The 24176-nt window shown below is 71.4% G+C and carries 25 protein-coding genes and 2 pseudogenes; 7 read left to right on the top strand and 20 right to left on the bottom strand.

Going from position 1 to position 24176, the window contains the following annotated elements; translation table 11 throughout:
- Positions 1–458 precede the first annotated feature (458 nt).
- From KBX34_RS29055 to KBX34_RS29000, 12 genes and pseudogenes are all read right to left on the bottom strand, one after another.
- Positions 459–1523, bottom strand: a pseudogene (locus tag KBX34_RS29055) (LysM peptidoglycan-binding domain-containing protein); the annotation flags it as partial.
- Between the two features lie 14 nt (positions 1524–1537).
- Positions 1538–2005, bottom strand: a complete 468-nt coding sequence (locus KBX34_RS29050) for a hypothetical protein (RefSeq protein ID WP_210928126.1) — start codon at positions 2003–2005, stop codon at positions 1538–1540.
- Complete coding sequence (locus tag KBX34_RS29045) at positions 2005–2529, bottom strand: TadE/TadG family type IV pilus assembly protein (RefSeq protein ID WP_210928124.1); 525 nt, start codon at positions 2527–2529, stop codon at positions 2005–2007. The genes KBX34_RS29050 and KBX34_RS29045 overlap by 1 nt, the downstream gene beginning before the upstream one ends.
- Entirely contained in the window at positions 2526–2975 is a 450-nt protein-coding gene (locus KBX34_RS29040) for a TadE/TadG family type IV pilus assembly protein (protein WP_210791990.1), read from the bottom strand. Before KBX34_RS29040 ends, KBX34_RS29045 begins: the two co-directional genes overlap by 4 nt.
- 5 nt (positions 2976–2980) lie before the next feature.
- On the bottom strand, positions 2981–3184 hold the full coding sequence (locus tag KBX34_RS29035) for a hypothetical protein (RefSeq protein WP_088950980.1): 204 nt from the start codon (positions 3182–3184) through the stop codon (positions 2981–2983).
- Positions 3185–3208: 24 nt separating this feature from the next.
- Positions 3209–4078 (bottom strand): type II secretion system F family protein, encoded by an 870-nt coding sequence (locus tag KBX34_RS29030; RefSeq protein ID WP_099856887.1) that lies wholly within the window; start codon positions 4076–4078, stop codon positions 3209–3211.
- Between the two features lie 58 nt (positions 4079–4136).
- A pseudogene (locus KBX34_RS29025) lies at positions 4137–5080 on the bottom strand (type II secretion system F family protein).
- On the bottom strand, positions 5041–6582 hold the full coding sequence (locus KBX34_RS29020; protein WP_088950982.1) for a CpaF family protein: 1542 nt from the start codon (positions 6580–6582) through the stop codon (positions 5041–5043). The pseudogene KBX34_RS29025 and the gene KBX34_RS29020 overlap by 40 nt, the downstream one beginning before the upstream one ends.
- The gene (locus KBX34_RS29015) at positions 6572–7372 is read right to left on the bottom strand and encodes a hypothetical protein (protein ID WP_088950983.1); all 801 of its coding nucleotides are present in this window, start codon (positions 7370–7372) and stop codon (positions 6572–6574) included. The genes KBX34_RS29020 and KBX34_RS29015 overlap by 11 nt, the downstream gene beginning before the upstream one ends.
- A 2-nt stretch (positions 7373–7374) precedes the next feature.
- Positions 7375–8034 (bottom strand): SAF domain-containing protein, encoded by a 660-nt coding sequence (locus KBX34_RS29010; RefSeq protein ID WP_210928122.1) that lies wholly within the window; start codon positions 8032–8034, stop codon positions 7375–7377.
- A gap of 40 nt (positions 8035–8074) precedes the next feature.
- Complete coding sequence (locus tag KBX34_RS29005; protein WP_374223730.1) at positions 8075–9037, bottom strand: hypothetical protein; 963 nt, start codon at positions 9035–9037, stop codon at positions 8075–8077.
- The gene (locus KBX34_RS29000) at positions 9031–9597 is read right to left on the bottom strand and encodes a hypothetical protein (RefSeq protein ID WP_210928120.1); all 567 of its coding nucleotides are present in this window, start codon (positions 9595–9597) and stop codon (positions 9031–9033) included. The genes KBX34_RS29005 and KBX34_RS29000 overlap by 7 nt, the downstream gene beginning before the upstream one ends.
- Positions 9598–10394: 797 nt before the next feature.
- On the opposite strand from KBX34_RS29000, the gene KBX34_RS28995 reads away from it, so the two are divergent.
- On the top strand, positions 10395–11072 hold the full coding sequence (locus KBX34_RS28995) for an A24 family peptidase (protein WP_210928136.1): 678 nt from the start codon (positions 10395–10397) through the stop codon (positions 11070–11072).
- A gap of 5 nt (positions 11073–11077) precedes the next feature.
- Here the strand turns inward: KBX34_RS28995 and KBX34_RS28990 are convergent, their stop codons facing one another.
- A complete protein-coding gene (locus tag KBX34_RS28990) occupies positions 11078–11707 on the bottom strand; it encodes a phosphatase PAP2 family protein (protein WP_210928118.1) in 630 nt (209 codons plus the stop codon).
- A 169-nt stretch (positions 11708–11876) separates the two neighbouring features.
- Between KBX34_RS28990 and KBX34_RS28985 the strand changes: the two genes are divergently transcribed.
- A complete protein-coding gene (locus KBX34_RS28985) occupies positions 11877–14276 on the top strand; it encodes a glycoside hydrolase family 65 protein (RefSeq protein ID WP_210928116.1) in 2400 nt (799 codons plus the stop codon).
- A gap of 89 nt (positions 14277–14365) precedes the next feature.
- Here the strand turns inward: KBX34_RS28985 and KBX34_RS28980 are convergent, their stop codons facing one another.
- Positions 14366–14830, bottom strand: coding sequence for a hypothetical protein (locus tag KBX34_RS28980; RefSeq protein WP_210928114.1), 465 nt, complete (start codon positions 14828–14830; stop codon positions 14366–14368).
- Between the two features lie 245 nt (positions 14831–15075).
- On the opposite strand from KBX34_RS28980, the gene KBX34_RS28975 reads away from it, so the two are divergent.
- Positions 15076–16239 (top strand): low temperature requirement protein A, encoded by a 1164-nt coding sequence (locus tag KBX34_RS28975; protein ID WP_210928112.1) that lies wholly within the window; start codon positions 15076–15078, stop codon positions 16237–16239.
- 10 nt (positions 16240–16249) lie between these two features.
- Positions 16250–17146, top strand: a complete 897-nt coding sequence (locus KBX34_RS28970) for a helix-turn-helix domain-containing GNAT family N-acetyltransferase (RefSeq protein ID WP_210928110.1) — start codon at positions 16250–16252, stop codon at positions 17144–17146.
- Positions 17147–17165: 19 nt separating this feature from the next.
- On the opposite strand, the gene KBX34_RS28965 is transcribed toward KBX34_RS28970, so the two are convergent.
- Together KBX34_RS28965 and KBX34_RS28960 are read right to left on the bottom strand one after the other, a co-directional pair.
- A complete protein-coding gene (locus KBX34_RS28965; protein ID WP_210928108.1) occupies positions 17166–18347 on the bottom strand; it encodes a low temperature requirement protein A in 1182 nt (393 codons plus the stop codon).
- 72 nt (positions 18348–18419) lie between these two features.
- Entirely contained in the window at positions 18420–19322 is a 903-nt protein-coding gene (locus KBX34_RS28960; RefSeq protein WP_247672360.1) for a LysR family transcriptional regulator, read from the bottom strand.
- A 114-nt stretch (positions 19323–19436) separates the two neighbouring features.
- On the opposite strand from KBX34_RS28960, the gene KBX34_RS28955 reads away from it, so the two are divergent.
- The gene (locus KBX34_RS28955; protein ID WP_141912234.1) at positions 19437–20048 is read left to right on the top strand and encodes a dihydrofolate reductase family protein; all 612 of its coding nucleotides are present in this window, start codon (positions 19437–19439) and stop codon (positions 20046–20048) included.
- On the top strand, positions 20045–20992 hold the full coding sequence (locus tag KBX34_RS28950) for a GNAT family N-acetyltransferase (RefSeq protein WP_210928106.1): 948 nt from the start codon (positions 20045–20047) through the stop codon (positions 20990–20992). The genes KBX34_RS28955 and KBX34_RS28950 overlap by 4 nt, the downstream gene beginning before the upstream one ends.
- Positions 20993–21046: 54 nt before the next feature.
- Here the strand turns inward: KBX34_RS28950 and KBX34_RS28945 are convergent, their stop codons facing one another.
- From KBX34_RS28945 to KBX34_RS28935, 3 genes are all read right to left on the bottom strand, one after another.
- Complete coding sequence (locus KBX34_RS28945) at positions 21047–21442, bottom strand: hypothetical protein (RefSeq protein WP_210928104.1); 396 nt, start codon at positions 21440–21442, stop codon at positions 21047–21049.
- The gene (locus KBX34_RS28940; protein WP_210928102.1) at positions 21439–22233 is read right to left on the bottom strand and encodes a class I SAM-dependent methyltransferase; all 795 of its coding nucleotides are present in this window, start codon (positions 22231–22233) and stop codon (positions 21439–21441) included. The genes KBX34_RS28945 and KBX34_RS28940 overlap by 4 nt, the downstream gene beginning before the upstream one ends.
- Before the next feature lie 119 nt (positions 22234–22352).
- A complete protein-coding gene (locus KBX34_RS28935; RefSeq protein WP_088950997.1) occupies positions 22353–22646 on the bottom strand; it encodes a hypothetical protein in 294 nt (97 codons plus the stop codon).
- A 56-nt stretch (positions 22647–22702) separates the two neighbouring features.
- Between KBX34_RS28935 and KBX34_RS28930 the strand changes: the two genes are divergently transcribed.
- Complete coding sequence (locus tag KBX34_RS28930) at positions 22703–23347, top strand: TetR/AcrR family transcriptional regulator (protein ID WP_307871518.1); 645 nt, start codon at positions 22703–22705, stop codon at positions 23345–23347.
- A 114-nt stretch (positions 23348–23461) separates the two neighbouring features.
- Here the strand turns inward: KBX34_RS28930 and KBX34_RS28925 are convergent.
- The coding region (locus tag KBX34_RS28925; RefSeq protein ID WP_210928100.1) for a carbohydrate ABC transporter permease at positions 23462–24176 on the bottom strand (715 nt) is incomplete at its 5' end.

The following is a 24176-nucleotide window of genomic DNA, read 5'->3' as shown; positions in this document are numbered from 1 at the left end:
GAGAGCCGCTCACGCCTCGCCCGTGCGGATCAGGTGCGTCGGTGGCGGCCGACCGGAGGTCCGTCCGGTACGGAGTCCAAGCCGTGCCCGCCCCCGAACAACCCGCCCTCAGCGCCATCGCCGGCCCAACTGTCGTCACCACCCCAGCCCGATGCGCCGGCCCCCGCCCCGCCGCCGGTACCTGTCGCACCACCGGAGAGAGCCATCCCACCACCGGGGAACGCCGTGCTACCGGGAGGAGCCATCCCACTGCCGGCGGGCCACACCCCGCCGTCGCGAGATGTCGTCCCATCGCCGGTAGGTGTCATCCCGCCGCCGGTGGACGTCATCCCACCTCCGCGCGGTGTCATCCCGTCGCGTGGTGCGAAGACGTCGCCGCTGGGTGCCGTGCCGTTGGCCCGGCCCGCACTGCTGGTTCGGCCCGCGCCACCGATGCTTCGGGCCGCGCCTCCACGGGGCTTGCGGGAGGACGCGGCCAACCGGGGAGCCGCCCCGGCGGTCGCCGGGCGTCGGCGCAGGCCCAGCACCGCACCGATCTGTGCTCCGACGATGCTCGCCACGGCCAGGACGGCGGAGACCGCCAGCGGTCGATTCACCCGGTCGGCCGTGCCTGCTCGGGCTGCGCCGACGGTCATGGCGGGCGGCTGGCCCGCTGACTGCGTACCGCTGGGGGGTGCCGGGTCCACCCGCTCCGGTGCGGCACGTTCGGGCGCCGGCTGGGGCGCGGGCGGTTTGGGCGCCGCCGGCCGGCCGACCAGGCGGCCGCTGGCGTGCTGCCGGGCTCCCTGGTCGGCGGCTTCGGTCGGGAGTCGGAGCAGTTGGCCGGGGCGGATCCGGTCCGGGTCGTCGAGCTTGTTCAGCTTGGCGAGCTGTCGGTAGTCGCCGAACTCGTCCAGGTAACGCTCGGCCACCTCACCGAGGTAGTCGCCCCGCGCCACCCGGTACACCGGCGCGGCCTCGTTGTTCGCCGCAGAGCCGCCGAATGCGGCCCGCTCTGTCCCGGCCAACCCGAGTGGCCCGCTGCGGGCCAGCGGAGCGGCCGTGTCGGGTGTCGCATCCGCGCGGGCCGGAGCGGCCAGGGCACTGGCGCCTTGTGCGCCGGTGTACGCCGGCGCGTAGACCGCGGCGGCGCTGGCGGCGGCCGGGCTGGCGACGAGGATCAGCGCGACCGAGCCGACCAGCGCGGCGGCGGCCTTCTGCTGGCGGCCCATCCCGGGCAACTTCGGCGCCGGTCGGCGCAGGCTCTGTGCCCCCAACTCGACGAGGACGGAGAAGGCGAACGTGGCCCAGCCGAACCAGCCGGCCACAGCCAGGGCGCGCAGGAAGAGTTGGCCGTCGTCCCGGCTGGTCAGCGCAGTGCCCACCTCGCTGATCGTGGGGAGGTGATCGGGCAGCGGGTTTCCGGCGAAGGCCAGCAGCGCGATCGGCGCGCCGACCAGCAGAGCGCACAGCACGGCCAGGGCGCCGATGCCGGTGAGGATCCGTCCGGTCCGTCGTACGACGGACCCACCCGATACGGGCATGGCTGCCTTCCTTCCTACGGTGTTGCGGTGATGGCTCGCGCGGTCGCCTCGCCGGTGACGGTGACGGTCTTCTCGGGAACGAACAGCCCGAGCATCGTGCGGTGATAGGTGATCGGGACGGTCACCCGGATCAGGGTCTCCCCGCCGACCACGGGGAAGCTCACGGTGTGGCCAGAGACGCCAGCGGCAGCCAGGTACCTGTCGACCGCCACGCGGGCCTCGGACTCCTTGATCCGCTTCGGTCCGCCTTCGATGGCGACGGCCCGGTCGATGGCCTGACCGCCGGTCCGGGCCGCCTCGGCAGCCAGGTTCTCGGCAGTCTGCAGGGTGCGTAGCTGCCCGGCGCCGTCGTAGGTGAGGCCGATGATGGCCAGTACGCCGAACATCGTCACCGCGAGGAAGATGCTCACCCGGCCGTGCTCACCGTGCGAATCTGCCCGGGCCTGTTGCCCTGACCCGCCCAGAGTCCTGTCGGCGTTCATCAGACGCCACCTGCACTCGCGTCCGGCGCGGAACCCACGCCCACCGCCCCGGGCCCGAGAGCCCTGCCGCGGTAACGGTCCAGCGGCGAGGTGAATTTCGACTTGATCTGTTTCCCGGATGTCATGCCGGGCAGGATGTCGAGCGAGATGTCCTTGAAGGACACCTCGCAGATGATCTCGACCGTCACCGTGGCGTTCTCACCGACCGCGCTGCTGAAGGCGACGTCGAAGGTGGTGCGCTCGCCGGCCACCGTGCCGCTGAACGTGGGTGCCAGCTCGTTGGTGCAGGCCAGGCCGTACCAGTCCAGCTGCTGCCGGGCGGCTTCGAGCGCGGCGGTCTCGGCGGTGCTCGAGCTTCGCGAGATCGAGGCGGCGCGGGCGGCGTCGTGCGCGGCGGCGTCGATGGCCTCCGCAGCCAGCGCGGTGCGCCCGACCACGCCGGCCAGCACCATCAGCGCGATGAAGGCGGGCGCGAGCACCGCCACCTCGATGGAGACCGAGCCACGCTCGGCGGTGCGGTTCATGGTGTGGTCACCCTCTCCACCGTCCCGTGGGCGGTCTGCTGCACGGCGAAGTCCACGCCCGGCACCACCGACAGGGATCGGCCACGCACCGTGCAGGTCACCTCGGTGTCGTCGTTGAGGACGACGCAGTTCGGGCCGGTCTTGTCCCAACCCACCAGCCAGCCGCCGGCGGCCTTCAGGAAGCGGGTGGCGCTGTCCACCCCGGCGCCGTCCCTGGCCTGGTAGGTCCGCTGGGCGTTGACGCCGCTCTGGGCGGCGTTCAACGCTGTGGAGCGGGCGAGGAAGACGGCCGCGATCTGGATCGAGGCGAAGAGCAGCACCAGGATCAGCGGCATCATCACGGCCAGCTCCACCGGGTTGGCACCTCGCTCCCGGTCGCCGGCCGCGAGGTGGCGCCGGACGGCGCTGATTGCCCGGTGCCACCTCGGGAACGCGGCTCGGCACATGCCGGTTACTGCGGGTTCTTGTTGTTCGGGATGGCGTTCATCCAGTTGTTGGCCTTGGCCAGGGCCAGGCCGGTGACGACCGTCGCAATGAAGACCAGACCGAAGATGATCACGGCGGTGGGGACCGGGCTGTCACCGCGCTCACCGTCGCGGCGCAGCTCGGCAAGGCGCGTCGTCAGCGCGACGTGCAGATAGCTGAGGATGGACATGGCGTTCTCCTTCAGGGGATGGGGTCAGACACGGGCGATGAACGGATAGACGACGAAGCCGAGCAGCACGAAGACGAGCAGTGCGCCCGGAATGTCGAGTTTGCTGGTCACTCCCTCGGCGCGAGCGAGGTTGTCGGTGCGGATCTGGTCGCGCAGCGAGTCGGCCCGGCTGCGCAGGGTCTCGTGCACCTGTGCGCCCTCGCTGCCGGAGGAGCGCATGATCGCGCCGACGTCCCCCAGCTCCGGAATGCCGATCTTGTCGGCGAGGTCGCGCAGCTCGTCCCAGGGCGCGTGCATCTGCATCTGGGCGATCCGCAGCGACTCCTGGAGTCGATCGAAGACCCAGCCGTCGCACACCGCCGCCGCGCGCTCCAGCGACTGCACCGGGCCGTGTGCGGCGGAGAGCTGCAACGCCACCAGATCGAGGTACGTGCAGACCGCCTGGCGGAACTCGTCCCGGGCGGCGTCGGCCTTGGTCACCACGGCACGGTGCGCCAGCAGCGCGCCCAGCAGTGTCAGGCCGAGACTGCCGAGCACCGGTATGACGATCGGGAACGAGACGCCGAGCACCAGCAGTGCCACCCCGAGCAGGGTCGGCGTGGCCAGCCCGATCAGCGCGGAGAGCAGCACCGACAGGGCGTACTGCTCGGGGGTCTGCCCGATCAGGGCGAGCTGCCGATGCGGCGGACGCAGCCAACGGGACAACCCGGTCAGCGAGTCCAGCCGGCGGGAGGCGGGAGTGGCGACCAGACCGCTGCCCGGCGGCTGGTGCAGTCGACGCAGCGCCGGCCCCAGCGCCGGGGTCGCCGGCACCAGCTCCCGGACCACCAGGAACACGCCCAGCCCGACCCCGGCGCCACCACACACCGCGATGGCCAACTGCCAGTTCACGATCACGGGACCCGCCCTTCGTTCGCGACTGCGGGGCTCCGCTGCGCTGCACTCCTCGCGCTCACGCGATCACCTCGCTCGGGTCGGGCGCCGGTAGGAACCGGGCCGGCCGCTGCGGCTGGCTCATCGACCGCACCCAGGCCAGCAGGGCGATGAAGGCGGCACCGAGGACCGCCATCACCACCTGGCCGACCGGAGTGCCGTACGGCTTGATGTACTCGGTGTTGATCAGCCCGTACGCGAGGGTCGCCAGGGTCATTCCGGTGAGGAAGCGGACCGCGAACCGGGGCTGGGTGCGCTTGGCCTCGATCTCCCGGCGGGTGGCGACCTCGGCGGACGCCGCGCCGGCGATCGAACCGAGCACGTCACCCAGTCGTTCACCCCGGTCGGAGAGGTGCAGGATCAGCGCCGCGACCACCTGGTCGCAGACCGGGTCGGCGATCTCGTCGGCGAACGCCAGCAGCGCCGTGCGGGCCACCCAGCCGGCCTGCAGACGGGCGGCGAGCAGTCGCACCTCGTCCTCGACGCCGGGTGGCACGCTGCCGATCGTGCCGATGATCGACTGCTGGAGACCCTGCCCGGTGTTGGACACGTCCTTGAGCCGTCGGGTCCACTCGCCGACCGCCTCGATCCGGGCGATCGCCCGCTGTTCGGCCTTACCCACCCCGAACAGCCACGGGGTGCCGGGCACCGCCACCGCCACCAGCAGACCCACCACCGGCAGCCCGGTCAGCAGGAACGCCAACGCGCCCGCGACCAGCGCGGCGATCAGCAGCGCCTGGTAGGACCGCTGCTCGGAGGGCGTGCTGCCGGGCCCACGCCACAGTCGATCGAGACCCGAACCGCCACCGGGGCGGGACCCGGGAGGCCGTCGGGTGCCGACGAGGGCCACCACGGCCAGCAGCAGTCCGGCCACGCAGGCGGCCCCGGAGACCACCGCGATCAACTCCAGGCTCAGCATCAGGTCACCGCCGGGCCAGTCGGGTCTGCCGGGGTCGCCGCCAGGCGCCGGCGCCGGCCTCGATCCACCGGGTCAGCAGCCGTACGTCGTAACCCACCCGCAGCAACTGGTCACGCACCCGCTCCGGCAGGTGCCGGGGGACCGCACGACCGTCCGGCCCGGGCCCGAAGACCGTGGTGGTGGTGATCCGGCCGCCCTCGCCGGCGCCGATCACCTCCTCCACGTGGGAGACGAACCGGTGTTTACGCCCGCCGATCGCGGTCTCGTCCTCGACGGTGACGTAGACGATCAGGTCGAGGGCGTTGCCGGCCATCCGGCGGGCCTGGTCGACTGTCATCTCGCGGCCGTGCGCCAACGCCAGCTCGACGATCCGCTCACCCACCCCGGCAGCGGTGCGGGCGTGGATGGTGCACATCGAGCCCCGGCTGGTGGTCATCGCCTGGAGCATCGGCACGATCTCCCGGGACCGCACCTCACCCACGATGATCCGCAGTACGCCCATCCGCAGCGACAACGGGATCAGGTCGGCGATGGTCACCTCACCGGCCGGGCGGCCGTCGAAGCCGCGCTCACCATGGCCCTCCCGGGCCTCGAAGCTCATCACCGCCCGGTGCCGTTCCCGACGGCGGGCCGGCAACAGCTCCCGGCTCTCCTCCAGCAGCACGTACGGCTCGTCCTGCGGGATCTCGTTCATCAACGCCCGGATGATCGTGGTCTTCCCGGCGCCGGCCAACCCGGCGACCATGATGTTCAGTCCGGCGCGCATGGCCGCGCGGAGGAAGTCGCGCAGGAGCGGGTCGATCATCTCGTCCAGGTCGCCCCGGGCACCGGCCACGTCGTCGAGGCTCACGTCCAGGGTGTTGTGCTTGCGGATCACCGCGTACGGGCGGTGGCTGACCAGGAACACGGCGGCCAGCCGGCTGCCGTCGGGCAGTTGCAGGTCGAGGGTGGGCTTCACTGTGGACAGGGACCGCTCGGTCGCGCCCGCCCGGCGGGCCGCCGCCTGGAGGATCTCCACCAGCTCGGCGTCGCTGTCGGCGATCGGCTCGGCCCAGTCCACCCCGCCGCCGTGCCGGGTGATGCGCACCTGGTCGCAGCCGAGGATGTGCACCTCCTCGATGGTCTCGTCGACCAGCAGGGTCTGTAGCCGGCCGAGCCCGACCAACTCGGCGGTCACCTGGTCGAGCAGCAGGCGTTCCTCACCGGCGGCCATCGGCGTGCCGGCCCGGCGCACGGAGTCGGCGTACGCGGCGACCACCCCGACGGCGAGCCGCGCCCGTTCGGTGTCCTCCTCGTCGACGGTGAACTCCCGGCCGCGCTGCCACAGGGTGAGCCGTTCGGTGAGTTCCCGGCGCAGCTCCCGGACCACCTGGAAGTCCATTCGGGGCCGGGGTGCCGCCTCTGGCTGCGCCGTCGCCGTGGGCGGTGCCTGCGGCATCGGCCCGGCCTGCTGGTGTCGCCCGTTCGACGGGGCCAGTGGCGGCACGGTCGAGGTAACGCCCGGCGGCTGCTGGCGCGGGTCGGTGGAGACCGGCTCAAACCGCATCCGGCACCCCCTGCTGCACGGGCCACGCGAGCCGGGCCCGTCGCCGTTCCAGCAGAGCGCCGATCGGCACCTCCAGCGCGGCCGCCGCGCGCATCAGCGGCCGTCCGGCGCGGACGGTGCCGCCCAGTGCGAGCACCCCGGCGGTACGCGGGTCGTGCGGCAGCCGTGCGATCACCGGCAGTTTCAGGGCTCGGCTGATCTCGGTGCGCCCGTGCCCGTCGCCGACCAGCAGCAGCCGCAGGGTGCCCGGCGGAACCCGGTGCTCGGCGAAGTCCCGTTCGATAGCGGTGACCACCGCCCGGGTGCCGGAGAGGTCCGGCAGCTGCGCCCCGGTCACCAGCAGCACCACCGACGCGGCCCGCAGCACCGGCCACGGTGGCCCGGTGACGTGCAGCCGGCCGCAGTCGACCAGGACGTCGTAGCCGGGGGTGCCACGGTCCAGCGCGTCGAAGTAGTCGGCGAAGCGCTGCCAGAGCGGGGTGACGCTGCCACCTTGGGCTGGGTCGACGAGCCCGGGCAGCAGCAGCCGTTCCCGACGGGGCGCGTCCAGGTCGACCAGCTGGGACCAGAACGCGGTTTCCAGGTTGCCGTCGCGCAGCTCCCCGACGGCCAGTTCCCCGATGCCGCGCGGGCCGTCCAGCTGACCGCCCAGGTAGCCGGCGAGGATGGAGCCGCCGGCCGGGTCGCATTCGGCGAGCACCAGCCGCCGGTGCCAGGCCAGCGCGCAGGCCAGCGCCGAGGTCGTGACGCCGGGCGAACCCTTCGCGGACACCAGCGCGATGATCGCCATGCTCAGGCCGCTTCGGTCAGCACGACGGCGAGCCGTTCCTGTGCGGCGAGCGCCACCACCGCCGGGACATCGCGGGTGGGCAGCGCCAGGTACAGGACCTTGTCGTCGTTCGCCGGGCTGACCATGTCGATCACGGTGGCCGTGAACCGGGTGCTCGCTGCGGCCGCGTCCCCGGTGGCGTTGCTGTCCGGCGTGCTGACCAGCAGGACCTTGTCACCGGGGTGCAGTTCGCGGGCCGGCACCTGGGCGGTCTTCAGACCGAGTGCGATCTGCTGTTGGCCGGGGCCGAGCAGCGGGTCGTCGGTGACCTGCCCCAGCGTGAGCAGGGTGCCCGGGACCAGCGCCACCGCGGCCCGTTTGCCGATCACCTCGTCGAGCCGGCCGGCCGGCACCGGGCGCAACCCCTGACCGCCGGCGACCTGCACGCTGACCAGGTCAGCGGCGCTGATCTCGCGGCCCACCTCCACCGGCCGGGCCACCGCGAGGTAGCTACCGGTGGCCCGGATCGAGGTGACCGCGAACGCCGCGCCCAAGCCACCCAGGGCGATCAGGAGTACGGCGAGACCGAGTAACCCCGGGCGGACCCGGCGCTGCCGGACCACAGTCGGTGGGGTGACCGGCGCGTCGACCGACCCGGTTCCGTTGCGCGTCGCGAGGCTCACTGCGTCATCTCCGTTCGCGGGGCTCGCACACTGGGCTCACTCACCGGGTCACCACCTGAAGCTCGTTGATCTGGATCTGCACGACGCCGCTGCGGCGGGTCACCAGGATTTCTCCGGTCTGGCCACCGCCGCGCCAGGTCACCTTCCAGTGCGTGGTGGCGCTGATCCGGTACTTGCCGGCCTTCTGGTAGCCGTTGTCGTAGCCGCAGGTCGGGGAGGTGCCGCCCGCACGCTCGCCGTCGCGCTTGTACTCGGTGCCCGCGCTGTAGCAGGTGACCGTCTCCTTGTTGCCCATGTCCCACACGGTCCGGTCGACCTTCGCCGTGATCTCGACGGTCACGTCCCGGTCGGTCGCCTTGGCGGTCAACGGGCCGAAGTAGTTCTCGCCCGGGTCCGCCCACATCCAGACCGGCAGACCGACCAGGCCGGGGCCGATGCCCTTGCGAGGTGCGACCTTCAGCGGTGCCGGCAGCAGCTTGATCGACGCCAGGGCGCGACGGGCGAGTTCCTCCGGGTTGGGTGGCGCGCCGTATCCGGGTGGCGGCTCGGCCCGCAGAACCATGTTCCGATTGCCCACGTCGGCGCCGCCGTTGCAGGTCTGCACGTACCACTGCTGACCCTCGGGTGCCTCGTTCTGCGGCGAGGCCAGCTTGTAGTAGCAGCCGTCGCCGCTGTTGAACCAGCCCTTGAACTCGTCGTAGCAGGGGATGGTCCGCCCGTCCCACCGGCAGACGCCACCGCCACCGCCACCGCCGCCTTCGTCCCCACCGTCGTCACCGCCGCCGCCCGGGTCACCCGGGTTGCCGGGTTCGTCGTCCCACACGCTGCAGTCGGGCTGGTCCGGTGGGCAGCCGGCCCCCGGGTCGGCGCGGCCAGCGGCGACGGCCGGTGGGGTCGCGCCGGCCACCAGCAGGAGCGCGAGGCCGATCCCGGCGAGCGCGCGCCAGGTGGCGCCAGTCCGACGCGTACGGGCCGGAGAGCCTCGTTCCTGCCACGTCAGCACGGCTGATCCCGGTGCGTCGCGCCGTAGTTGATCAGCCAGCGGCCGTCGGGATACCGGGTCGCGGTGGCGGTGGAGAGGTGCTTGCCGCCTCCGCTGCCCGGGACCACCCGCTTGTCCTTCGCATAGACCAGTCGGTAGCCGGTCGTGTCCAGGCAGTCCTGGATCTCCACTGTCGCCGGCTTCGCGTCGAGGCTGACCGCGGTCACGGTCGGGTCGGACTTCACCGTCCCGGTACGCATAGCGCCGTGCTCCTTAGCATCGCGAATGGACAATTGGACCCGACTGAGAAGTGGGTCGGCGAGATACCGGGCGAGTTCCGGCGAGTGTGGGTCACTGCGCCCACTCGCCGTTCGTGAGGCCGCGAGATAACCGGAGTACGCGTCGAGGGCCGCCTTTTCGGCAGCTCTCCGTTCTGCGTCGGGATCGGCCTGTTGTCCGTCTTCACGGGCTGCCGCCGGTCGTCCGACCGACTCCTGTCCGCTGGCGCAGGCGGTGACCGGCACCGCCGCTACGACCGCCAGCAGGCAGATTGCCGCTCGTCTGAGCTGCCGTCCGCGCACCGTCGAGCCTCCTCGTGGTCGCCCCGCGCGGTGTCGGTCCACCGCCGCCGGGCATGCGGAAGCGCGCCCGGATCAGCACATCCGGAGCCGTTCATTGCGCTTCTGCATTCACCGTTACGGATCTTCTAAAAATGCAAGGTCCTGTGTCTTCCGGTTGTCGAGGTGAGGCTTGCGTCACACCCAAGGGGCGAGCATAGGCTGACGTTCGCCGATGCAACAGAGGTAATTCAAGTGAACACTCTCAGTGATGACAGGTGGTGGTGGCGGGTGTCCGCACTGCGCCCGAGGCAGTGGCCGAGCAAGGGTTCGTCGAAGATCGGGCGTCGTCGGGACGGGTGGCGTCCGGTACGTCCCGTCGCCGGTCCCGGGAGTAGGACATCGCGCCCTCATCCCGGCATCCCAGCGGAGTTGCCGACCCGTCCGGGGGTCACCTCGTCCGACGGGATGCCCACTCGGAGGCCGGTCGAGAGCGCCGTCCGACGGCCGCTCGGCAAGGTCGCTTTCTGCGCCATTCGCTACACCACAGCGATCGTTCCGTCACGATGCGTGTTCACCTTCGCGGGGGGCCACCCGGGCGTCACGGACGCGGCATGGCGCTGACCGGCCCCCCGGCAGCCGTCCCGGGGCGCGAAGACCCACCCGATCGGAGCCCGGCCTCCCCACCGACCGGCGACACGACGAACTCCGCTGAGCGGGAAGCGCCCCCTCCGGATCGTCGACCAGACGCGGAGCGCGTTCCTGCTGTGGCCCGCGCCCGACTCGCGACAGTGCTCGCAATCCTCGCCATCGGTCCACTGATGCGGATGGCCGCGCTGCGCTACGCGGTACCCCCGGGCATGCCCAGCCGCACCGGCTGCGACGCGTGCGGCGCGCCGCTCGGCCTGACCCGGCCCTGGCCGGCGCTCGGCCCGGCGGCCCGGTGCGGTCGCTGCCGGACGCGGGTCGGGCCGCCACCGGGCACTGTCGAGCTGGCCCTGCTCGCCGCTGTGGTGCTGCTGGCCCTGGTCGGTCCCTCGGGCGGGGCGCTCCCGGCGCTGGCCTGGTGGCTCGGCTGGACGATCCCGGCGGTCTTCGTCGACCTGGCCGTGCACCGGCTGCCGGACCGGCTCACCCTGCCGGCGGCTGCCGGGACCTGGCTCCTGCTCGGCGTCGCCGCGCTCGACGCCGAGCCGGGGCACTGGCTGAGAGCCGTCATCGGCGGCGCGGGACTGGCGCTGTTCTTTGCCAGCACCACGTTGCTGCTCGGCCGTCGCGGCTTCGGGCTGGGCGACGCCAAGCTGGCGCTCAGTGTGGGGGCACTGCTCGGCTGGTACGGCTGGCCGGTGCTGCTCCTCGGCTTGCTGCTCGCCTTCGGGCTGTCCGCCCTGCTGAGTCTGGCTCTGCTCGCCACGCGGCGTGCCCGCTGGAGCACGCACCTGCCGTTCGGCCCGTTCCTGCTCCTCGGCACGGTAGGTGCCCTCGCACTGGCACTCTGACCGGGTCAGGGGCGGGAGCGGCTCGCCAGTTTGGGGACCGGGCTGTCGGCGCGGTCGGCTCGGCGGCGCAGCACCTCGGCGGTGGGTCGGGCCAGCAGCGGGGTTGCCACCACGACGACCAGGGCCCCGAACAGCACGCCCGCGACCACGTCGTGCGGGTAGTGCACTCCCACGAAGACCCGGGAGAAGGCGCCGAGCGCGGCCAGCGGCAGCGCGATCAGACCGAGCCGGCGGGAGAGCAGCAGCGTGGTGACCGCCAGCGCGCCGGCGACGGTGGCGTGGTTGCTGGGAAACGACCAGTCACCAGGGGGTGGGCAGGCGCCAGCGATGATCACCCGCCCGATCGTCCGGCAGGGGCGGTCCTCGTCCACCACGGTCTTGAAGAATTCGCTGCCCACGTACGCCAGTAGGGCCGGCACCGGCGCGATCAGCGCGAGTGCCCGGTCGTGCGGGCCGCCGCCGCGGCGGCTCAGCGCGGCCATCAGCAGCAGCACGCCGAGCAGCAGGATCACCCCCTCGGTGGCGTGTCCGACGAACCATTGCACCGGTTCTGGGCTGCGGGCGGCGGCGTCAACGACGTCGTCGTACCACTCAGCGCTGATCTCCGGAACGTCCATGCTGCCGTTGTGGACCATGCATCACCTCACTCCACGTTCATACCTTGTTCACCTTGGGGACACCCTAGGAACCGGCAGAGGGCATGGCAGCCGTCGAAGGTCAGGTCGGCTTCACCACCTTCGTCCAGGATTCGTTCAGCCGGCTCTGCTTGGCTGGTCAAGGACGTCGGCATCCACAGGAGGCTTCGTGCACACCAGTTCGGCCACCGACCAACCGCCGCCCGCTACCGGGGCGGTGGACGACCAGACCTGGCAGATTCGGCGTACGGAGGCCGATCTGGACCGGCTCGGCGAGACCGAATCAATCTTCGCCTTGGGTAACGGGTGGGTCGGTTGGCGTGGTGTGCTCGACGAGGGCGCGCCCTGCGGGATGCCGGGCAGTTACGTCAACGGTCTGCACGAGCGGCGGGAGCTGACCTACCCCGAGGACGGGTACGCGTTCCCGCAGGCCAGCGACACCGTCATCAGTGCGCCGAACGCCGCACTGATCCGGCTCTGGGTCGGCGACGAGCCGCTGGACATCCGGACCGGGACGCTGCGCCGCCACGAACGGGTGCTCGACCTGCGCAACGGTGTGCTGCGCCGGGAAACCGAGTGGATCTCCCCGGCGGGGCGGGCGGTGCGCATCCGCAGCACCCGACTGGTGTCCCTGCCGCGCCGCCCGGTGGCCGCCGTCCGGTACGAGGTCGAACCACTGGGCGCCCCCGTCGAGCTGCGGGTCTGCTCGGACCTGCTGGCCAACGAGACGGTGCCGGAGCGTTCCGACGACCCTCGGGCCGCCTCGGTGCCCACCGACCCGCTGACCGCCGAGTCGTACAGCGCGACCGGCCTCGACGGGATGCTGGTGCACCGCACCGAGCGCAGCGGTCAGCGCGTCGCTGTCGCCGTCAGTCACCTGCTGGACGGGCCGGACACCGTCACCACCACCGGTGACTGCACGCCGGACCGGGTCAGGCTGACCGTGACGGGTCGCCTGCACCCGGGGGAGCGCCTGCGGCTGACGAAGTTCGCCGCGTACGAGTGGGCATCGGTCGACGGGACACCGGCCGACGAGTTGGCGGCCCTGGTCGTCGCCGAGGCGGACGCGGCCCGCGCGGACGGCTTCGACGCCCTGCTCACCGACCAGCGTGCCGCTCTGGACGCGGCCTGGCAGGTCGCCGACGTGCAGCTCGACGGCGACCAGGATCTCCAGCAGGCGGTCCGCTTCGGGATGTTCCACCTGATCCAGGCCGGCCGCCCGGACTCGGGGCGGACCATCTCGGCGAAGGGGTTGACCGGCAACGGCTACGACGGGCACGTCCTCTGGGACACCGAGAGCTACGTCCTGCCGGTGCTCACCTACCTGGCCCCGGCGGTGGCCCGCTCGGCGCTGACCTGGCGGCACGCCCACCTGCCGGAGGCTCGGGAGCGGGCCCGCGAGCTGCGGCTGGCCGGCGCAACCTTCCCGTGGCGCACCATCGGCGGCCGGGAATCATCCGGCTACTGGCCGGCGGGCACCGCGGCGCTGCACGTCAACGCCGACATCGCCGACGCGGTGCTGCGCTACCTGGCGGCAACCGACGACCAGCGGTTCCTCGCTGAGGCGGGGCTGGAGTTGCTGGTGGAGACCGCACGGCTCTGGCACGGCTTCGGGCACTGGTCGGACGAGGGTGACTTCCACCTGCATGGCGTGACCGGCCCGGACGAGTACGCCGCGCTGGTCAACGACAACGTCTTCACCAACCTGATGGCCAAGCGCAACCTGCTGGGAGCGGCGGACGCCGCCGAGCGTCACCCCGACGTGGCGGGTCGGCTCGGCGTGGACCACGACGAGGTGACCGGCTGGCGGGCCGCCGCCGACGCCATGTTCATCCCGTACGACCACGAGCGCGGGGTGCACCAGCAGGCCGCCGGCTTCACCCAGCAGCCCGAGTGGGACTTCGCGAACACGAGCGAGGACGACTACCCACTGCTGCTGCACTTCCCGTACCTGGAGTTGTACCGCAAACAGGTGGTCAAGCAGGCCGATCTGGTGCTCGCCATGCAGCTCTGCCCCGGTGAGTTCACCGCCGCCGAGAAGGCCCGCAACCTGGCCTACTACGAGGCCCGCACGGTCCGCGACTCGTCGCTGTCGGCCGCCCCGCAGGCGGTGCTGGCAGCCGAGGTCGGGCACCTGGATCTGGCGTACGACCTGTTCGCCGAGTCGGTCCTCCAGGACCTGGCGGATCTGGGGGACAAGACCGCCGACGGGCTGCACCTGGCCTCGCTGGCCGGTGCGTGGCTGGCACTCGTGCAGGGTTTCGGCGGGCTGCGCGACGACCGGGCGGTGCTCTCCTTCGACCCCCGGCTGCCGCGTCGGATCGACCGGTTGGCCTTCAGCCTGCGTTGGCGCGGCCACCGGCTGCGGGTCACGCTGACTCCCAGCGAGGCCTGCTACGAACTGCCCGACGCGGCCGCCGACACCGAGGTCGAGCTGTGGCACCACGGTGAGTCGGTGCGGGTCACCGGCGCGGAGCCGGTCACCCGGCCGATGCCCCCGGTGCCCGACCCGGGGCCGGAGCCGCCCTCCCCGCCCGGCCGCCGTCCCACCCGTCGCTCGGCCGGCTGAGCCGCCTCGACCGACTCCCGCATCAGCTCGGGACCGCCGGCCCGGTGGCGGCGGCCTGGGTCGGCCAGCGGGAGGGGCCGGCGGCCCGGTCAGGTCGGCGGGAGACCGCCGGCCATCCGTTCGCGCACAGCCTCCAACTCCTCGAAGGCGTACGCCCAGTTGTGGCACTTGAAGCTGCGCAGGCCGTCGATCGCGGTGTGGCAGTCGGCGCAGCGCACGCCGGCGATGGCGTCCGGGATCTCGGTGTTGACGTACTTGCGCTCGCCGAGGATGACGGTGGCGATCATGGTCTTGTCGTGCAGGCCGGAGAGCGCCGACGACACGATGTCGTACCAGGTGACCCGTCGGCCGCACTTCGGGCAGTCCGGTTCGTCGCCGCTGACCCAGAGCGGGGCGCCGATGCTGCGTGCCGGCATGCCGAGCAGCTTCTCCAGCCGCCGGACGTCCGACTCGGGGGTGGTCCAGCGGTGTCGGCCGGGCAGTGATGCGGGTGAGTCGTACACGGCGCGGAACAGGTCGTGATCGACCTGCACGGTCTCCCGCTGAGCGGTCATCGGCGTCCCTCCTCGTTGAGTCGGTGCCCCCACCGTGGTCAGCGACGACCATGGGCGCTGCCGGATCAACGACACGAGGGGTCAGCGGGTCGTCGCCAGGGGTGCTGAACATCGAGATCCGCCGGCGAGCAGGAGACCGTGGGTTCCCACGGTCGCCGTCCGCCGCTGACCCGTTTCCGCCTCCGGTGGCCACCTCGGGTGGTACGACGGACGCGGGGCGTGCGTGTCACCGGGGAGGAGCGCCGATGGCGAGCAGGCCCGAACGGCTGCTGCGGGGCAGCGACTCACCGCTGAGCGCCTCGTTCCTGGAGCTCTTCTTCGACCTGGCGTTCGTGCTCGCCCTCAGTCAACTGGCAGGGCACCTGCTGCACGACCTCACCCTGGCCGGCGCACTGCGTACCGCGGTGTTGTTGGCCGGGGTGTGGTGGATCTGGGTGACCACCACGTGGTTCGCCGACTGGTACGACCCGGAGAGCCCGTTGGTCCGGTGGCTGCTGGTCGTCGCCGCGCTGGGCAGCCTTTTGGCCGGGGTGGCGATCCCGCAGGCGTTGGACGGGCGCGGCGTGCTCTTCGCCGGTGCGTACGTCGCGGTCCACATCGCCCGGGGCACGGTGACCGCGTTCGCGCTGCGCGGCCACCCCCGCCAGAAGAGGGCGTTGCGGATCCTCTGCTGGTTCGGTGTCTCCGCCGTACCGTGGCTGGTCGGTGGGTTCCTGCCGGAGTGGCGGGTGCCGCTCTGGGTGCTCGCCCTCGCCGTCGACTTCACCGGCCCACGAATCGGCTGGCCCACACCGCTGCTCGGACGGACGAGCGGGCAGGAGTTGCGCCTCGCCGGCGAGCACTTCGCCGAGCGGTACCAGCAGATCATGATCATTGCGCTGGGCGAACTCGTCCTGGTCGCCGGGCTCTCGTACGCCGGCACCCACCTCGACCTCCCGCAGACCGCCGCCTTCCTGCTGGTCTTCGCCACCGCCGTGCTGACCGGTCTGCTCTACGTGACGCCCGCCGGCCAGCGGCTGGCGCCGGCCATCGATGACGCCGACCCGTCCCGGCTCGGCGTCATCACCGGATACCTGCACCTCGTGATGATCGCCGGGCTGGTGGTCACCGCCGTCGGGGCGGAGTTGAGCATCGCCCACCCCACCAGGGCAGCCGACATGACCGCGGCGGTCGTCATCCTGGGCGGTCCGATGCTGTTCCTCGTCGGGCGGATCCTCTTCTCGCTGTCGATCCACCGACGGCTCTCCTGGCCGCGGGTGGTGGCCCTGCTCGTGCTGGCTGTGGGCGCGGTCGTCCTGCGACTGCCGCTGCTGGCGGTCACCGCGGTCGCCACCGGGGTGGTGCTCACTGTGGTCGTCCTGGACCACGCCGGCATCCTCTCCTACCATCGCAGCCAGAATCCTGACTAAAGTCAGGCTTATGGACTCCGCGCTCATCGCCGCCGTACGGCGGTTCAACCGGACGGTCACCCAACGGGTGGGTGCGCTCGACGACGAGTACATGGCCCAGGGGCGACCCCTCGGGCAGGCCCGCCTGCTCTGGGAGATCGGCCCCGCCGGCGCCGAGGTCGCCGCGCTACGCGCCCGGCTCGGCCTGGACTCCGGATACCTCAGCCGGCTCCTGCGCGTCCTGGAGAACGACGGCCTGATCACCGTCGGGCCGGCCGACCAGGCCGGCGGCGACGGCCGGGTCCGCACCGCCGCGCTCACCGAAGCCGGCCGTACGGCATGGGCCGACCTCGACGAGCGGTCGGACGACCTCGCCGCCTCGATCCTCGAACCACTCAGCGAGCACCGGCGCGAACGACTCGTCGCCGCCATGGCCGAGGTCGAACGCCTCCTCGTCGGGTCGATGGTCGTCATCGAGCCGTGCCCGCCGAGCGACCCGCGGGCCCGCGCCTGCCTGCGCGCGTACGCCCGGGACATCGCCAGTCGATTCGACGACGGGTTCGACCCGGCGCTGAGCAACCCCGTCCACGACGAGGCACTCCTCCCGCCCGCCGGCGTGCTCCTGCTCGCCACCCTCAACACCGAACCGATCGGCTGCGGCGCGGTCAAACTCCACCCCGGCGCGCCCGCCGAGATCAAGCGCGTGTGGGTGGCCGACACCGTACGCGGGCTCGGAGTCGGGCGACGGCTGCTGGGCGAGCTGGAACGGTACGCCGCCGAGCGCGGCGCGACGGCCGTCCGGCTGGACACCAACCGCAACCTCACCGAGGCGATCGCCCTGTACCGGGCGGCGGGTTACCGGGAGATCGAGGCGTACAACACCGAGCGCTACGCCCACCACTGGTTCGAAAAACAGCTGCGACGGTGACGGCGTGGGTCCTGGCCGGCTATCCAGGTGGCGATGGCACCTCCGATGGACGTCCTCTCGCGCGGGCGGCGTCCGAGATGGCGACCCCGGCCAGGACCGCGGCGGCGGCGAGGGCGGCCACGATCGGCGGTACGAGGAACATCAACGGCGTCAGGGCGGCCAGGGCGAGCAGCCCGATCGGCCGATCCCGGGACACCCGGCTGAAGACCACGTACTCGAAGCGGGAGCGCCCGGCCAGGAACAGCGCCGGTCCGCCGAGGATGATCGCGATCCAGGCAGGTTCAGGATGCCCGGACGGTTGGGCGATGACGAGTTCGGCGCCGACCGCCGCGACGACGACACCGGCCACCATGACCAGGTGGGCGTAGAACGCCGACAGTCCGAGGCGGGCCGGATCGCGGGAGCCGGCGATGGCTGACGCCGACAACTCCCCGGCACGGTAGATGTAGATGCGCCAGAGCAGGACCGTGGCGGCGATCGACACCAGGAACGCCGTGGTCCGGTCGGGCGCGAAGCCGCTGCCGCCCAGGGTCGACGCGGAGACCAGGATCATCTCGCCCAACGCGATGATGAAGAACTGTCGGTGGCGCTCGGCCAGGTGTTCGGCCGCGCTCGGCAACTCCGAGGGCGGCGAGCGGCCCAGGCCGGGTGTCAGGTAGCGGAGTTTTCCGGCCAGATAGTCGATGGCCACCGCCAGCAGCCACAGTGCCTCCCGGACGGTGCCGTGCACCAGTGCCCCCGCGATCCACGGCACGGCGGACACGCAGAACCAGATGACCACCCGTAGGGCGCCGCGCTGCAGCTCGTGGCCCCGCAGGGCGATGAGAAGGCCGATGCTGCGACCGACCTGGACGGCGACGTACGCACCCGCGAAGACCAGGCCCTGCGCTCCGAAGGCCTCCGGTAGCGCGACAGCCATCAGCAGACTGCCGACCAGGGTCGCGATGACCAGCAGTTGTATCGTCGGCCGCTGTGGGTCGAACCGGTCTGGCACCGTCGCCGTGCTGCACCAGACCCACCACACCGCCAGCAGCAGCACCAGCGTGTGGAAGGCCCCACGCCAGGTGAGGTTCTGGCTGAGCACCTGCCCGAGCTGGACGAGCACGTAGACGAACGCCAGATCGAAGAAGAGCTCCAGGAAGGTGGCCCGCTGCGGATCCCCGGGCTTCCGCAGCAGCTTGCCCGCCCTGCTCGTCGTCATCGGCTCGCCCGTTCTGTGGGTTATGCGCGCTCTGCGGCATTCGTACCACGTGGCAGGGGTGAGCCAGCCGGGCTACTCGATGGAGGTGAGGTGGCGTGCGGCGCTGGCGAACGACCGGATGAGTTCGGTCTCGTTGCCGGTACGCCAGATAAGCCCCCACCGGCCCGGCGGAGCGTCGTGGATGGGCACGTAGGCGAGGTCCGGCCGTGCGTAGTAGCGGGCGGCCTGCGCGTGGACCGGTGAGACGGCTTCGCCCGTGACGAGGATCGGGATCATCTCCTGAAAGTTGGAGACCGACGGGCCGATCGGGATCAACCGTCCGCTGGGTGTGCGTGCGGGCACCAGGATCTCCCGCCAGTAGTCCGGCCGGGCCCCGCCCATGACCGTCTCGTCCGCCAGGTCCTCGTAGGAGACCGACTCACGGCCGGCCAGGCGGTGGGTCGCCCCGACGGCCAGCACGATGGGTTCGGTGTAGATGACCGGGCCGACGGTGAGGTCCGGTTCCTTGACGGGCAGCCACACGATCTGCACGTCGATGTCGCCGGCGCGCAGCTGACCGAACGGGTCGCCGAAGTCGACATGCCGGAGTTGCACCTCGCACTCCGGGTGGTCCTTCGCGAACCCGTCGAACAACTCGCGGAAATCGTGGAGGTTGACGGCGATCGACCCGACCCGCAGCACCCCGGTCCTGCCGCGGGCGGCGAGCCTGGCCCGGTCCATGCCCTCGTGCAGCCCTCGGTACATGGGCTGAATGTCGTCGAAGAGCCGTTGACCGATCGGTGTGAGTGCCACCTGCCGGTTGTTCCGCTCGAACAGCGCCGCGCCGATCCGACGTTCCTGCTTCCTGATCGCCTGGCTGACCCGGGCCTGGGTCACGTGCAGCCGCTCGGCGGTGCGGGTGAAGTGCAGCTCCTCCGCCAGGGTCAGAAAGATCTCGATGTCGCGGAGTTCCATCACTGTCCCCGATCCACTCATTAGCGAAGGGTTATGGCACGTTGCCAATTGTGATCTTGTAGCCCGGGGCCTCGCCGGGCAGGCTGAGGGACGTCGGAGCGGAACAGCATCAGGCACCTTAACGAGGAGATCGTCGTGCGCAAGCTCGTGTATTACATCGCCGCCACCCTGGACGGTTTCATCGCCGGTCCCGACGGCGCCGACCCCACCGGCCCCGACGGCTTCTGGCCCATCCCGGACGACTACCTGCGCCACCTCGTCGGCGAATATCCGGAGACCCTGCCCGGTCCGGCCCGGCAGGCGTTCGGCATCACCGACCAGGGCAGCCGGTTCGACACCGTGCTGGAAGGGCGCCACTCCTACGAGGTGGGCCTGAAGGCAGGCGTGACCGACGCGTACCCGCATCTGCGCCACCTGGTGTTCTCCCGCACGCTGGGCGCCAGCCCGGACCCGGCCGTCGAGGTCATCGCCGAGGACCCCATTGCCACCGTACGAGAGCTGAAGCGCCACGACGGCAGGGACGTCTGGGTGATCGGCGGCGGCGCCCTGGCCGGTGCCCTCTACCCCGAGATCGACCAGCTGATCATCAAGCTTGCCCCGTTGACCATCGGCGCCGGCATCCCGCTGTTCGGCCGCGACGCCGTCTTCGCGCCAACCACCTGGCGCCTGACCGACCACACCGTTCTGGACAGTGGGGCTCTCTTCCTCACCTACACGCGCGCACAGACCGGGAACGAGCCCGCATGAGCACATCCCCCAGCGGCGTCACCATCCGTCCGATCACCGGGCCGGACGAGATCGCCCTGTTCAACCGCCTGCCGTACACCATCAACCACGAGCTCGACGACGACCTCGCCGCCAAGCGCCGCCGACCGGAGTGGATGTGGGTGGCCCTGCGCGGCGACCGCCTGCTCGCCAGGGTCGCCTGGTGGGGTCGCGGCGACGACACCGCTCCGCTGCTGCTGGACATCCTCGACGTCGACGACGGTGCCGAAGACCTCACCGAGGTGGCGCAGGCGTTGTACGAAACCGCCGCGAGGCAGGTCCTGGCACCCGGCGCGGTCCCTCCCGAATACGGCCGCTTCATCCCCGCCGACTGGCGCGAGGACCCGGACACGTACCGGGCGGTGCGGACCAGGATGGGCGTTCTCGAGAGCACCGGCGCACGCCTGACGGTCGAACGGCTACGCCTGGAGTGGCGCCCCGCGGCCGGCCTGCCCACGCCCGACCAGCGACTGGTCTTCCGCCCGGCCCTGGACACCGACGAACTGGTCGCGCTGATGACCCGCGCCCTGGACGGGACCCTGGACGCACACAGCCGTACCGACCTTGCGCAGATGTCGCCCCACGAGGCCGCGCTCAAGCACTACGAGCAGGAACTCGCCACGTACTCCAGTCCTCGTGAGTGGTGGCGCATCGGCACGTTGGGCGAGAACGGCGACCCGGTCGGGTTCGTCATTCCGGCGCGCAACGCCTACCACCCGGTGATCGCCTATCTCGGCGTCGTCCCCGAGCACCGGGGCCACGGGTACGTAGACGGCCTCCTCGCCGAAGGCACCCGAACCCTCGCCGCCGAGGACGTCCCACGCATCCGCGCGGCCACCGACCTGGGCAACGTACCCATGGCAAAGGCCTTCGCCCGCGCCGGTTACGTCAACTTCGAGCGGGCCATCAACATGGCCTGGCGCTGACCAGCGGCCGCCGCGGTGAAGCCCATTGCCGAGGTCATGGCCGGCCCGCAGCGGCTACAGCCGTTCGAAGCTCTCCATGCCGGCGAGTTTCAGCACCTCGGTCCGGGTTGCCGGGCATTCCTGTCGGGTCTGGTCGTCGATCTGCCGGCCGGTCGGCACGAGGCCCTGCTTCTCGTACCAGGAATAGAGGTTCACGGTGAGGTTGGCCATGACGCCCGTCTCGGACCCGATTCCCTTCAGGGTCGGCAACTGGCCGTCCAGGTAGGCGCACACCTCCTTCGCCGACACCTGCGTGGAGCCGCCGTCCGGAGTGGATCCGGCCGCGCTGGACGCGGCGGCGGTTGTGGTGGGGCTGTCCGGCGCCGCAGCCCCGGGCTCGGGCGCGTCGTTGCACGCCGTCGCAGCCAGCACGAGGCAGACGGCCGGCGCGAGCAGACGGATCGTTCTCATCGGGTTTCGTCCTGACGTGGTTGTTGGTGGGTGGCGGACGGGTTGTCAGCCCCGACTGAGGTTGCGGCGACGAGCCAGAGGCCGGTGGGCAGCCGGTAGCCGACGCCAGGCTCACGGAACCGGCCGAGCAGCCGGGCGACTCCCGCCCGGGCCGAAGCCTGCCCAGCCGGCGGAGCCGCCCGGTACGCGGCACCGGCCGGGCCGACCTCGATAAGCCACTCGGCCACCGTGTCGGCGTCGTCCGGAGTCTCCACTGCGACATCGCACGGCGTGATCGTGACGGCGGTGAAGCCGGCGCTGGTGAGGATCCGGACGAGCCGGGCCGGATCGGCGAACGCGAACGGACCGGGCTCGTCACCGACCGGGAGCGGTGGTAGCGGTCCGAGGTGCGGTGCGGCACCGAGCATCGCCGCGGACAGCCACGGGTTGACGCCGCTGTCGCGAAAGACGGTCGCGGCGAGGCGCCCTCCCGGGCGCAGTGATCGCCGGATCGTGCGGCAGCCGGCAACCGGGTCCGCCAACAGCATCAGGGTCATTCGGGAGAACGCCGCGTCGAACGGGCCACCCGGCACGACATCGAGAGTCTCGATGTCGGCCACGTGGAACTGGATGCCCGGGTGCCCGTCGGCGGGGAACCGGCGCCGAGCGGCGGTCACCATCGCCTCGTCGATGTCGACACCGATCGCCGCGCCGGTCTCGCCGACCGCGGCGGCGATCTCGGCCGTGGTGCCGCCGCAGCCGCAGCCCACATCGAGGACGCGTTCGGCGGGTCGTGCGGCCAGTCGATCCATGGCCGCTGCGCCCAGCGGTCGGCCGGTTCCGTCCTGCCGATCGGCGTGGCGAATCCAGCCAGCTGCCGCTCCCGCCCAGAAAGCGGCGCCGCGGGTCCGCAGGCTGGCGGTGTCGGCCATCAGAACGGCATCTCGGTGCCGTCGACGCTCATCGAGCGGAAGTGAGCCGCCTTCGTCGGGTCGAAGCCGTCCTCCTGTGCCGCCAGGCCAGCGGCCCGGACCAGCCGTTCGGACTGGAACCGGCGGAATGCCGCTTCGTCCTGCCAGATGTTGATGATCCGCCAGCCGTCCTCTGTCGGCCCGGCGACATGGGCGAGGAGGCCCGGGGGCCGGTCCGGCCCGAGGTGTCGTTCTACCTGCCGGTATTCCGCCTCGCTGACGCCGGGCATCTCCTGCAACACACCGAACGGCATGGCCGCCGCCTCTCGATAGAGTGAGACTCTATCCAATAGAGCACTACACTTGAGAGGTGGTTGTCAAGAGACGTTATGACTCTTCGCGCCGACAGGAGCAGGCCCGACAGACCCGGCGAGCGATCCTCGAAGCGGCTGGCCGGCTGTTCGTCGACCCTGGCTACGCGGCCACACCACTGACCGCTGTCGCCGTGGAAGCCGGCGTCGCGGTCCAGACCCTGTACGCGGTGTTCGGCAGCAAGCGGCAACTGCTCTCCGAACTGGTCGACGTCACCCTGGCCGGCGACGACGAACCGGTGGCCCTGCCGGACCGGCCCTTCGTCGCGGAGATCCGCGCACTCGCCGATCCCCGCGCCAAGCTCACCCGCTACGCCCGCCATCTGGCCGAGGTCAACGCACGACAGGCTCAGGTGATGCTCGCGCTGGCCGGGGCTGCCACGGCCGATCCGGACGCCGCCGAGATCTGGCGCAAGAACGTCGACGACCGCCGCCGCGGCATGGCCATGTTCGCCGCGGAACTCGTCGGCACCGGGGGCCTCCGCCCCGACCTGGACGTCGAACAGGTGGCCGACATCCTCTGGTTGGCCCAGGACGTCCGCAACTTCGACTGGCTCGTCCGGCAACGCGGCTGGCGGCCGGAGCAGTACCAGCGCTGGTATGTGGACACCGTGAGCGGCGCCCTGGCCGTCAGCGCCGACTAGCGGACAGGCCCGGCCCACCACCGCATCTCGACCGAGCGGCACTGGTCGAGATGCGGTGGCGGCGGCGAACGCTCGGACGGGTCCGTCTCGTTGCCGGTGCGACCCTCGTTGAGGTCAGCCCTTCACCGCGCCTGCGGTGAGCCCTTCGGTCAGGAAGCGCTGCCCGAAGGCGTACATGACGACCACGGGGATGCTGACGAGCAGCGACGCGGCGGCGAGTTGTCCCTGGGGCACGACGTCTCCGGCGATCATCGACTGCATCCCCACCGGCAGCGTCTTGTACTCGTCCTTCGTGATGAACACGAAGGCGAAGAGGAACTCGTTCCAGGCGTTGGTCAGGGTGAAGAGCGCGACCGCCAGCAGCCCTGGCTTGGCGAGTGGCAGCACCACCTTCCCGAACGCCTGGACGCGGCTGCAGCCGTCGACCAGCGCGGCCTCCTCCAACTCGACGGGGATCGACGAGAAATACCCCACCAGCAGCCACGTGGCGAATGGAAGCGTGAAGGTCGGATACGTCACCACCAGGGACCACAACGAGTCGGTGAGCCGCGCTCCGATGAGCATCTGGTACAGCGGGATGAACAGCAGCGCACCCGGCATCACGTAGGTGAGCAGCACCGTGACGGTGAAGCCCTGCGCACCGCGGAACCGCAGCCGGGCCAGCGCGTAACCGGCCAGGGCGGCGCAGACCAGTGCCACCGCCGTGGACGCCGCGGACACCAGCAGGGTGTTGAGGTACCAGCGGCCGAAGGGCTGGTTGTCGAACAGGGCACCGAACTGCTCCAGAGTCCACGGCGTCGGCCACAGGTCGTCGGTGCGCATGACGACC

Source organism: Micromonospora sp. M61 (genome assembly GCF_018070245.1).
GTDB classification, from domain to species: domain Bacteria; phylum Actinomycetota; class Actinomycetes; order Mycobacteriales; family Micromonosporaceae; genus Micromonospora; species Micromonospora zamorensis.
The sequence above is the reverse complement of the archived record's forward strand: the minus strand, read 5'-3'. Positions and strand labels throughout refer to the sequence as shown.